The 11,629-nt window shown below is 30.4% G+C and carries 6 protein-coding genes; 5 read left to right on the plus strand and 1 reads right to left on the minus strand.

The window, feature by feature from the left end; translation table 11 throughout:
• Positions 1-9: 9 nt before the first annotated feature.
• The 3 genes from SM9_RS00115 (at position 10) to SM9_RS00125 (ending at position 3,272) form a co-directional block, all read left to right on the plus strand.
• On the plus strand, positions 10-1,311 hold the full coding sequence (locus tag SM9_RS00115; protein ID WP_058738204.1) for a TrpB-like pyridoxal phosphate-dependent enzyme: 1,302 nt from the start codon (positions 10-12) through the stop codon (positions 1,309-1,311).
• 565 nt (positions 1,312-1,876) lie between these two features.
• Positions 1,877-2,653: a ParA family protein gene (locus tag SM9_RS00120; protein ID WP_058738205.1), complete on the plus strand. Its 777-nt coding sequence runs from the start codon at positions 1,877-1,879 to the stop codon at positions 2,651-2,653.
• Positions 2,646-3,272 (plus strand): hypothetical protein, encoded by a 627-nt coding sequence (locus SM9_RS00125; protein WP_058738206.1) that lies wholly within the window; start codon positions 2,646-2,648, stop codon positions 3,270-3,272. Before SM9_RS00120 ends, SM9_RS00125 begins: the two co-directional genes overlap by 8 nt.
• On the opposite strand, the gene SM9_RS00130 is transcribed toward SM9_RS00125, so the two are convergent.
• Positions 3,273-4,391, minus strand: coding sequence for a radical SAM protein (locus SM9_RS00130; RefSeq protein ID WP_058738207.1), 1,119 nt, complete (start codon positions 4,389-4,391; stop codon positions 3,273-3,275).
• A 432-nt stretch (positions 4,392-4,823) separates the two neighbouring features.
• On the opposite strand from SM9_RS00130, the gene SM9_RS00135 reads away from it, so the two are divergent.
• Entirely contained in the window at positions 4,824-5,603 is a 780-nt protein-coding gene (locus tag SM9_RS00135) for a hypothetical protein (protein WP_058738208.1), read from the plus strand.
• 14 nt (positions 5,604-5,617) lie between these two features.
• Complete coding sequence (locus tag SM9_RS00140; RefSeq protein ID WP_058738209.1) at positions 5,618-11,311, plus strand: DUF11 domain-containing protein; 5,694 nt, start codon at positions 5,618-5,620, stop codon at positions 11,309-11,311.
• Positions 11,312-11,629: the final 318 nt, after the last annotated feature.

Consider the following 11,629-nt stretch of genomic DNA (forward strand, 5'->3'; position numbering starts at 1 on the left):
TATATTATCATGAATTATAAGATTACTTTAGATTCTGATGAAGTGCCAAAGCAATGGTATAATATTCTTGCTGATTTACCTACTCCACTTCCGGAACCAAAAAACAGTGAGGGAAAAAATCAAATTGCAGATTTGCAAAAAGCTTTTACCAAAGCAGGATTAGAACAAGAATTTGCAACTGACAGATATATTAAAATTCCTCAGGAAGTACGTGAACTTTATATGCAAATGGGAAGGCCTTCTCCTTTATATAGGGCCACTAGGCTTGAAAAATTCTTAAATACTCCCGCTAAAATTTATTACAAAAGAGAGGATACTTCTCCTACTGGATCACATAAATTGAATTCAGCCATTCCACAAGCATATTTTGCTAAAAAAGAAGGTGTTGAAAGATTAACTACTGAAACTGGTGCAGGTCAATGGGGAACTGCTTTATCATTAGCTTGTAATATGCTTGATATTGAATGTACTGTTTATATGGTTAAAGTCTCATTTAACCAAAAGCCTGACAGGAAAAACATTATGAACATCTATAATGGTAATGTCTTTGCTTCACCAAGTGAAAATACTGAAATTGGTCGACAAATCTTAAAAGAAAATCCAGATCATCCTGGATCTTTAGGTGTAGCTATTTCTGAAGCTATGGAAGAAGCACTTCTTAATGAAAATGTTAAATATTCCTTGGGCAGTGTTTTAAATCATGTAATGTTACACCAAACTATCATTGGTCAGGAATTAAAAGCACAGCTTGAAAAAGCTGAAGAAGAGCCTGATGTAATGATTGCTTGTGCTGGTGGTGGAAGTAATTTAGCTGGATCTTTGTTCCCATTCATTAAAGATAAAATAGATGGTAACTCTGATACAGAGTTTATTGCTGTTGAACCTAGTGCTTGTCCTACTTTAACTGAAGGTAGCTATGACTATGACTTTGGCGATGTTAATGGCTTTACTCCAATGCTTAAGATGTTTACTCTTGGTCATGACTTTGTAGCTCCATCTGTTCATGCTGGAGGATTAAGATATCATGGTATGTCTCCTATAGTTTCACTTTTAACTAAAGAAGGCTACATTTCCCCTAGGGCAGTCCATCAAAAAGATGTATTTGATGCAGGAATTACCTTTGCTCGCTGTGAAGGAATTGTTCCAGCACCTGAAACTACTCATGCTATTAGGGCTACAATTGATGAAGCACTTAAATGTAAACAGACTGGTGAAGAAAAAACTATTGTCATGAACTTTTCAGGTCATGGAATGTTAGACTTAAAAGGATATGCTTCATACTTTGAAGGTACAATGCAAAATGCAAAATAGAGTGATTTTCACTCTTTTATTTTTTTACTTTTTTTGTTATAAGTAATAACTTATAACTTATAACTATTATTTTTTCTCTAACTTATCACTTATAACTAATAACTTATTTGTGAAAACAAATACTTTATAAGGTTGAAGTTATAAAATATAACTTAATAGTTAAAACTTAAAAATTTTAACTTATTTGTAATAACTTAAATGTTAAAAGTTATTTCATATAACTTATTCATGTTAACTTAAAATTTATCACTTTTAAGTTTGAAGGTTTAACTTATACAATATAAGTTATTTCTTCTTCCTTAGAAGTTAAAACTTAAAAATTCGAAGTTATTCATGTTAACTTATAATTTATCTCATTTAAGTTATCAGGTGTAAGTTTTTTCTTATGCCTTTTAACTTAAAAGTCAAATTAACTTATAATTTATCTCAGTTAAAGGGTGTAACTTTTCAGTTATACCTTTTAACGAAAACTTATGTTAACTTATAATTTATCTCATTTAAGTTAGAAGGTGTGATGTTTTAGTTATACCTTTTAACTTAAAATCGTTAATTAGGAGAATTATTGATGAGTGAAGTAATAGCAGTAATGAATCAAAAGGGTGGATGTGGAAAAACAACTACTGTAGTTAATACCGCAACATCTTTAGCTGTGATGGGAAAATCAGTTTTAGTAGTGGATATGGATCCTCAAGCAAATGCAACAACCAGTTTTGGTATTGATAAAAATGAGTTAGAAAATACAATTTATGATGCAATCATAGGGGATATTAATGTTAAAAAAGCTACAATTCCTACATTTATAAAAAACTTATTCATTATACCTAGCAACATCTCATTAAGTGGTGCTGGTGTTGAGCTATCTCAAAAAGAAAATTATCATATTATCTTAAAAGAAACACTTAATGATGTAATGCCGTTATTTGACTACATATTCATTGATTTACCTCCTTCATTAGGTGTTTTAACTGTTAATGCATTAGTCGCCTCAGATAGTGTATTGATTCCTATTCAAGCCGAATATTATGCACTTGAAGGGGTTGCTGATTTAATTAATACTATTAAACTTGTAGAACAAAGACTTAAAAGTCCTACTCCAATTAAAGGTATTTTACTTACTTTATATGATAAAAGAACAAGATTGAGTAGGGATGTTCACAAAGAACTTAAAAATTACTTTGGTAAAAGCAATCTGTTGTTTAAAACTATTATACCAAGAAATATCAGATTGGCTGAAGCACCAAGTTTTGGAAAACCATGTTTAATATATGATCCAGAAAGTACTGGAACTAAAGCTTATTTAAAATTAGCAAAAGAAATTTTAGAAAGAGACGGAAGTGATTAAAATGGCTCGTGGGCTTGGTAAAGGATTAAATTCTTTAATACCTGAGATTTATGATGAGGATTTTGACAGTAATTCTGCTCAATCATTAGAGGATATTTTGAATGAACAATCTAGTGAAGAATCTACTGTTGAAGAAAAAAATGAAGAAATCTTGGATGAAAATTCTGAAGAAAAAATAAGTGAAGATTCAGATGATTTAGAAGAAATAAGTGAAGATACTGTTGATGAAGAAGAATCTGATGTAGAGGATGTTGTTGATGATGATAGACAGGAAGACGAAGAAGAACATAAATCAGAAGAAACGACAAATGAAGAAATCCAAGAAGAAAGCCCTTTGGATATTAGAGAATCCGAAGATGTATCTGGCGATGAAAGCGATAAAGACAGTTTACCAAATCCACAAGAAATCAAAAGACAGGAAAATATAGCTGAAGTATTGGGCATTGTTGATAAAAATCCAAGGATTACTTTATGGTCATCAAGATCTGCTGCAGTATTCAGGTATTTAAGAAAAACAGAGCCAGAATTTAGTATTAGTCGTGAAGCATCAATATTGATTGATGAAGCCGTATCTAAAAAATATCCTGAAATTTGGGATTTGTTTGAAGATTTAAAATAGTTATTGAAAATTCTCTAATAAACTTTGATAAGCCCCGTCTATTTTAATATACTTTTCAGCCCTATCTACAACCACACCTAATTTTTTTAATTCATTTTTGTTTTTGAAAGGTATTTTTTTTCTAATAGAAATTATTTTTCTAGCAGATTTTATACCGATACCAGGTACTCGTATCAATTCAACAAATGGTGCTGAGTTAATTTCTACAGGAAATATATTCATATTTTCTGCAGCTAAAATCTTAGGATCTTGAGTTAATGACAATTGATTATTTTCATTAAATACAAGTTCATTAAGTTTAAAATGATAATCATTCAATAAACTATCGGCGTTATATAATTTTGCAGTTCTATTTGTACTGCAAGCTTCTTTATTTTCGAAATCTGTCTCTTGTATTGGTGAGAATGCGGAGAAATATGTACGTTTTAATTTGGTTTTATTGTATATCTTTTCCATTCTATGTAAAATTTCCCTATCACTTTCATCATTCGCACCGACAATCAATTGTGTTGTATGGGTAGAGTTTGGATATGTTGTACTTTTACCATGTAAACTGTCAATCCAGTGCAATCTTTTTAATATATCCTTATTATAATCTTTTGTAGATGACAGTTCGGCAAGACCTGATGGTGTAGCAGCTTCAATATTAATACTGACTCTATTAGCAAGTGCCATAGCTCTTTTAATAGAATCTTTGGAAGCTCCCGGAACAATTTTTAAATGTATATAATCATCATATCCATAAACTTTTCTTAAGATTCTAATAGTTTCTATTGTTTTTTCCATTGTGATATCTTCATCTCTATCAACACCTGAACTTAAAAACAAACCGTTTACAATTCCTCTATTATAATAATTAAGAAATGCCTTTGCTAGTTCTTCAGGTGCAAGTTCAAGTCTTGTAAAATTTCTTTTGGACTGGTTAATGCAGTACTTGCAGTCATTTTTACACTTATTAGTTAAAAGTGTTTTGAAAAGTGGAATTTTACAACCATTATGTCCTGTTGCTTCATAAATTCCAGGTAAATTAACTTGAGAGCTCTTGTTATGATTTACATAATCACATAAATCATACTGCGCAGAATCAGTTAATATTTTCATCTTCTCTAAAGTACTCATAGTATAATATTTATATTTTATAGTATATTTAATTTATATATGATTTTTTTATATGTTTCAATTTAAAATATTATTTCTAATGGCTTTAATTTTAATTCCATCCTTACTTTTGATGTTTTTTACATATATTATAGATTTTTTTTTCTAAGATTTTTTCTGTTTGTTCGTTTTCTGTCAAACAATTTTTTTTATTCTTGAATCCTATTTTATATAACTTTGTTATAATTTTATCATGTTTATTTTTTTAAATTTTCTAAACAGTCCTATAAAAACTATCAAATAGATATACAATGATTAATTTCTTTGAAATTCATGCTTTGACTGTATACCTTTATATATGATGAAAAATAACATAACTGTGGCTATTGAAAATATGATAGCTAAGTTTAGGAAAAAAATTATTATACTAATATATTTACTTTGGTGATTTTGATGATAAAAAAATTCATGATTATTATATTATTTGCATTTTTCATGATCTCAGCAGTTTCTGCTAGTGAGATTGATGAAGCAGTATTTAGTGATCATGCTGAAGTTAAAATTCAAGAGTTCGCTAAAGTTAACCAAATTGATGTTGGAGAAGAAATTACAGTTGATGACATTGTTGAAGATGATGTTGTCATTGGGGAGGATAATCATGCTCCAACCAAATATAATCAAGAGTATAATGATTGTATAATTAATAATCCTGAAAGTTATAACGAAATTGAAAATAATCAATATAATTATACTAATATTAAGGCTTTGATAGTTGAAACTTGGGATAATGATACGAATTTAGATTTACATGATTCAATTGTTTCTGTTCATATTTTTAATGATTTCTTAGATAATTTTGAAGTTATTTGTTGTATGAAACTTGATTCAAGTTTTAAAATTATTCATTTTAGTCATGATTTATCTAACTTTAAAAATGAAATCAATAAGTTTAAGGTATTGACTCATGAAGATCTCATATTTTATAATAATTATTATAATGTATTGACTTCTGATGTTGAAAAATGTATTATTTCATCAAGTGATAAATTACATACTAAATTTGCATTTTCAATTGATAATTCTGTCGTTGGTGGTGCAGATAGTTTTATTTATAATATTTTAAATTCTAATTTTTCAAACTTTAACTCATTTTCATTGTCTTTTTTTCAAACATTTTCTAATTTTGCGATAATTTTTAATACTAATTATTATGAATACTTTTTTTCCGAGTAAAGCATGGTGTAATTATGAACAAAAAGATTTTATATGGATTAATATTATTAATAACTTTATCATTAAGCTTAGGAGTTGTTTCTGCAAGTGATAACTTTGCAAATGAAACTATTGGCGTAAGTTTAGAAACTCCCGCTAATGATATTCAATTAGAGGCAAGTGGATTTAATCATGCTTCTGAAATTCAGGGAATTGAAAATACAAATTCAAATTCTTCAAATTCTAATCTATTGGGAGTTTCCAATGAGGATGTTTTAGGTAAAACTATAACTCCGAGTGGAACTACTTTCAAAGATATTCGTGATGCAATAGGTAATTCAACTGACGGAGACATTATTGATTTGGGCGGTCTTACTTACACTGGACTTTCAAATAAAAACCTTGATTCTCAGGGTAAAAATATCACAATACAAAATGGAATCATCGATGGATCAATGCTTAATAATACCGATCAGGTTGATTATTCGAAAATTACCCTTAAAAATATGCATTTTAAAAATTTTAATTATTATATGCCTGGTCAAACACCAAGAATATTTGCATTTTCAAATTCTATTTTAGAAAATGTGAAGTTTTCTAATTGTACTCAATATAATTTTAAAGGATTTTTTGCAAGTTTCAACTTGGTAAATGCTACAAACATGTCATTTGATGGCATTACTTCCGGAACTTGTGTTGCAGATATAAAAAGGTCTACTTTTATTAATGTTAACTTTACTAATTCAAGGGTTACAAATGATACAAAAGAACATGATATTGGACAGTTCACTGTAATGGGTGACAGTACTCTTATTGATTGTAATTTTATTAACACCACTTCCCAGCAGCATGCCGGTGCAATTTGTATGGGAAAAGGAATGAATATTGTAAAAAACACTAACTTTATTAACTGTACTGCATGGGTTGGTGGAGCAATTTATGCACATGGTGACTTTAGCGAAAATAAAAAATTTTTAATTGAAAATTGTACCTTTATTAACTGTTCAGCAGAAGAAGAGGGTGGTGCATTAGGTCTTTCTCACAATAACATGGAGGTTAAAGATTGTAAATTCATAAACAACACCGCTACCAAAGGTGCAGGTATTATGATTGGTGGTATTTACTATCCTGATGCCATTGATGGTGATAATACTCATGGACATAACATAACTATTGATAACTGTTATTTTGAAAACAATATTGCAAGTCTAGAAGGTGGGGCTGTGCACATCAGTGGAGATAACAACACTGTTACCAATTCACAATTCTATTACAATGAAGCTCCTGAAGGCGGTGCTGTACATATCACCGGTGACAATGCAACCGTTATTGATTCTGTCTTTGATGATAACTTAGCACTTGATGGAAAAGGTGCTGCTGTTTATGTAGAAGGAAATTATTCTTCTATAGATAACTCTACTTTCACCAATCACGAATCTGAAAGAGGAACTGTTTATATTATAGGAAACTACTTTAACTGTACTGACTCTGAGTTCATTAACAACACTGCAACCCGTGGTGGTGCTGGATTGTATATGGATGGAGACTATTCTTATGTAAATAATAACTTATTTAATAACAATAATGCTACTGTTCATGGTGGTGCAATTCATACTCACGGCAGCTATATTCAAATCTTGAATTCAGACTTTATTTCAAACCATGCGATTCCTAATCCTGCAGATATTGATCAAGGTTTAGGTGGAGCAATTTATATTAGGGGAGATAATAATAGGATTGCTTTTTCTCATTTCAATTTAAACACTGCTCGTAATGGTTCTGCTGTTTACAATAGGGGAAATAACTTGTCTTTTGAAGATGATGATTTTGAAGAAAATCAGGCATGGAGTTATTTATTACCTACTACCGCAAACCCTGAATTAAGCTATTACAGTGAAACTAACACTGTTAAAGTTGAAATTATTTACATTGGTGGAGATAACATTATCAATGCGATTCACAATGATGGTTCTCCGAAAAATGTGTTTTTTTATAATGTAACCTATGACCATTCCACAGGTAAAAAAACAACCACTGCTGATGAAATTCATCCTAGGGATGGAGTAGAAAACAGTGAAGACGGTAAATGGTTATATCAAGATTCTCGTGAAGATTTACAAACTGTAAATGTTGACATTGTTAACAAAGAGACTGGTGAAGTTGTATACAAAAATCATGACTCCAATTTGTTAGGCTATTCAGTCTATGGTGATACTGGTTCTAAAACTGGTCTTTATGGTAATATTACTGTCTATTTGACTGGTTTAAATCCGGGTAATTACACTGTAAATGCTCTACACCCAGAAGATTTATTATATAAAGAAATTTCTAATTCAACTAAATTCGAAATTATTCCTCTTGCTGATTTAGCAATTGTTAAAGAGGTTTCAAATAAGACTCCTAACTTTGGCGATATAATTACATGGACCCTTAAAGTTACAAACAATGGTCCTAACGATGCAACTGGTGTTTATGTAACTGATTCATTACCTGCTGGATTGATATATCTTGACAGTGACGGTAATTATGACGTGAATACTCATACTTGGACTATAGGTGATTTGGCTGTTGGCAGCACTGTTGTCTTAAATATCAGAACAATTGTAAATATTTCGAATACTACTATTTTGAATGTTGCTGTTGTTGATTCATCTACTTATGACCCTAATAAAACTAATAATGAGGCTAACAATACTACTAAAGCAAATCCTTCTGCTGATTTGAGTGTCGTTAAATTAGTTTCAGATAAAATTATTATTAATGGTGATACTATAACCTGGACTATTATAGTTACTAATAATGGTCCTGATACTGCAGTCAATGCAAAAGCATATGATGTATTGCCTAAAGACTTAATATTTGTAGAATCTGATGGTAATTATGATGCTAATACTCATATTTGGACTATAGGTGATTTAACAAAAGGAGCTTCTGCAACTTTAAAAATCAAAACAATAGTTAACACTACCAATACAAAGATTGTCAACAATGTTCATGTAAACAGTTCTACTCCAGAATCAAATGAATCAAACAACAATGCTTCTAATGATACTGAAGTACTTGTGCCTGGTTTAAATGTGAAAAAAATTACTTTGGATAAGTTAGTTACAGTCGGTAATCAGGTTAAATTTGAAATTGTTGTCACAAATACTGGTAAAACAACTTTAAATAATGTGTTTGTTGAAGAGTCTTCCTATGATGGTTTAACCTTTGATCATGCTCAACATCAAGATCATTGGGTTCAAAGTATTGTAAATGGTAAGAACAGATGGACTTTAAACACATCTTTAGTACCTGAAGAAGTTGCTGGTTTAATAGTTGTATTTAACACTACAAATGTCGGTAACTTTACTAATGTTGTTGTTTCTGGTTCTGATGAGACTGAAAACAAGACTACTAATAATACTACTAAAGTCGTAGAAGGTAAATTGGATGTTAAAAAGATTACTATTAACCCTGTTGTTTTAGTCGGTGACCAAGTCACTTTTGAAATCATTGTTAAAAATATTGGGGAAGTTACATTAAGCAATGTGTTTGTTGAAGAGTCATCCTATGATGGTTTAACATATGATTCATTTGTTAAAAATGGATATTGGACTAATTCTGTTGTAAATGGTAAAAACAGATGGACCTTAAATACTAACTTAGCTCCAAATGAAGCTATTGGATTATTTGTAGTATTTAACACTACTAAAACTGGTAACTTTACTAATGTTGTTGTTGCTGGTTCTGATGAGACTGAAAACAAGACTACTAATAATACTACTAAAGTTGTAGGCGGTAAATTTGATGTTCAAAAAATCACTTTAACTCCTATTGTGCATGTCGGAAACCAAACTTCATTTGAAATCATTGTTAGAAACACTGGTGAAGTTGTTTTGCATGATGTGGTTTTAGAAGAAACTTCATATGACGGTTTAATTTATGATTCATTTGTCAATACTCCTTTATGGACTCATTCAGTTGCAAACGGTAAACATATTTGGACTTTAAACAAAGCATTAAATGTTGATGAAGTCGCTACCTTAATTGTTAACTTTAATACTATTGAAGTTGGTAACTTTACCAATATCGTAACTGTAAATTCCAATGAAACTGGAAATAAAATTGCAAACAATACTACAACTGTTTACAATCAAACTACTCCGGATCCTCAATCCAATAGGACTAAAGAACCTAACATATCTATTCAAAAAATTGCTTTAGATAAAGTTGTAATTATTGGAAATCAGGCAATATTTGAAATTATTGTTACTAATACTGGAAATGTAGTATTGCATGATGTAACTGTTACTGAAGACTCATTCACTGGTTTAATTTATGATTCTTGGTATGATAGCACTGGGTTATGGCAAGAAGACGGAAGATTAAAATGGATTATGAAGTCTCCATTATACACTGGTGAAATTGTTTCATTCTACGTAGTATTCAACACTACCACTACTGGAAGATTCACTAATGTTGTCTCTGTTGATTCCAATGAAACCAACAAAAAATCTGCTAATGATACTGTTGAAGTAATTAAACCTGATTTCGCGGTTGAAAAAATTTCTATTAACAGATCAGTTTTAGTAGGCGAACAAGTAATGTTTGAAATCGTTGTTCATAATTTAGGACAAGTTGACTTAACTAATGTTGTTGTTCGTGAAGATATATTTACTGGTTTAGTCTATGATTCATTCATTGATCATTCAGGTTTATGGGCTAAAAACGGTGATTTGTCATGGAATTTAACTACTCCTTTACGTGCTGGTGAATATGAAGAATTCTTCGTAGTATTCAATACAACCAATGCAGGTAATTTTGTTAATGTTGTTGTTGCAGATTCAAATGAAATTCCAAACAAAACAGACAACGATACCGTTGAAGTATTGAATCCTTCTTTAGATGTTCAAAAAATTACTATTAACAGAACTGTTAATGTCGGCGAACAGGTAATGTTTGAAATCGTTGTCCACAATACTGGAAAGGTTATCTTAAATGATGTGACTGTCAGTGAAAATTCATTTTACGGCTTAACATATGACTCTTTCATTGACTATTATGATGTATGGACTAAAAACAGTGACTTGTCATGGACATTAAACGCTCCATTGTATGCTGGTGAGTATTTAAGCTTATTTGTAGTATTCAACACTACCAAAGCAGGTACATTCACTAATGTTGTTTCAGCTTCAAGTGACAAGACAAAAGATAAACCTGCCGAAAACACTACAACTGTAACAGAAAATCCTAAAACTCCAATGGCTGATTTAGCTATTGCTAAAGTAATCTATTCTCAAGAGGGCAATAAAATAATCTGGGGAATTTATGTCGTAAACCAAGGTCCGGATAAAGCAGTAAATACAAGAGTTACCGATGTATTGCCGAAAACATTAAAATATGTTAATTCAGTAGTATCAAAAGGAACTTATGACTTAAACACAGGAGTATGGTTTATTGGTGATATGGAAAACGGTGAAGAAGCAACAATGATAATTGAAACAATCGCTTTAACAACTGGTTTAATTACCAACGAAGCAAATGTAACCAGTGACACTTTCGATCCAGACATGAGCAACAACTATGACAATGAATCTGTAACAGTTAACGATGTACCTGAAACTCCTCAACAGCCTAAAGAAAATGTTGGGCCAGTTCATGTAACTCCAGCTACAGGTAATCCATTAGTTATGGTATTACTTGCATTGATTGCTTTGGGAACTGGTGCTTTGAGAAGAAGAAAATAAACATTTATGGGGAATGTATTTTCCCTACTTTTTTTTATTTTAAATTTTCGATTAGATTATATAAATTTATATAATTTAAAAATCTATTTTATACTATCTATTGAATAGTTTGTAATTATCTTTCTATTAAATAGTATATGTTTTCGCTTTATATTACAATGACTTAAATCGAATTAAAATAACAAAAATTATAGTTTTGTCTATAATTATATTGGATATTATGTTAATTGTATTATCCACGAAACGCATAGTATCATTAGAATAAGGGTAAATAAATCATTTATAATCTTTTATGATCGTATTAACGGTTAAATTTGG

The organism is Methanobrevibacter millerae, assembly GCF_001477655.1.
Classification (GTDB): Archaea; Methanobacteriota; Methanobacteria; order Methanobacteriales; family Methanobacteriaceae; genus Methanocatella; species Methanocatella millerae_A.

Bases quoted from the DNA above. Each gene is read 5' to 3' on its own strand.
- SM9_RS00115 (WP_058738204.1), top strand. From the start codon at position 10: ATGAATTATAAGATTACTTTAGATTCTGATGAAGTGCCAAAGCAATGG.
- SM9_RS00120 (WP_058738205.1), top strand. From the start codon at position 1,877: ATGAGTGAAGTAATAGCAGTAATGAATCAAAAGGGTGGATGTGGAAAA.
- SM9_RS00130 (WP_058738207.1), bottom strand. From the start codon at position 4,391: ATGAGTACTTTAGAGAAGATGAAAATATTAACTGATTCTGCGCAGTAT.
- SM9_RS00135 (WP_058738208.1), top strand. From the start codon at position 4,824: ATGATAAAAAAATTCATGATTATTATATTATTTGCATTTTTCATGATC.
- SM9_RS00140 (WP_058738209.1), top strand. From the start codon at position 5,618: ATGAACAAAAAGATTTTATATGGATTAATATTATTAATAACTTTATCA.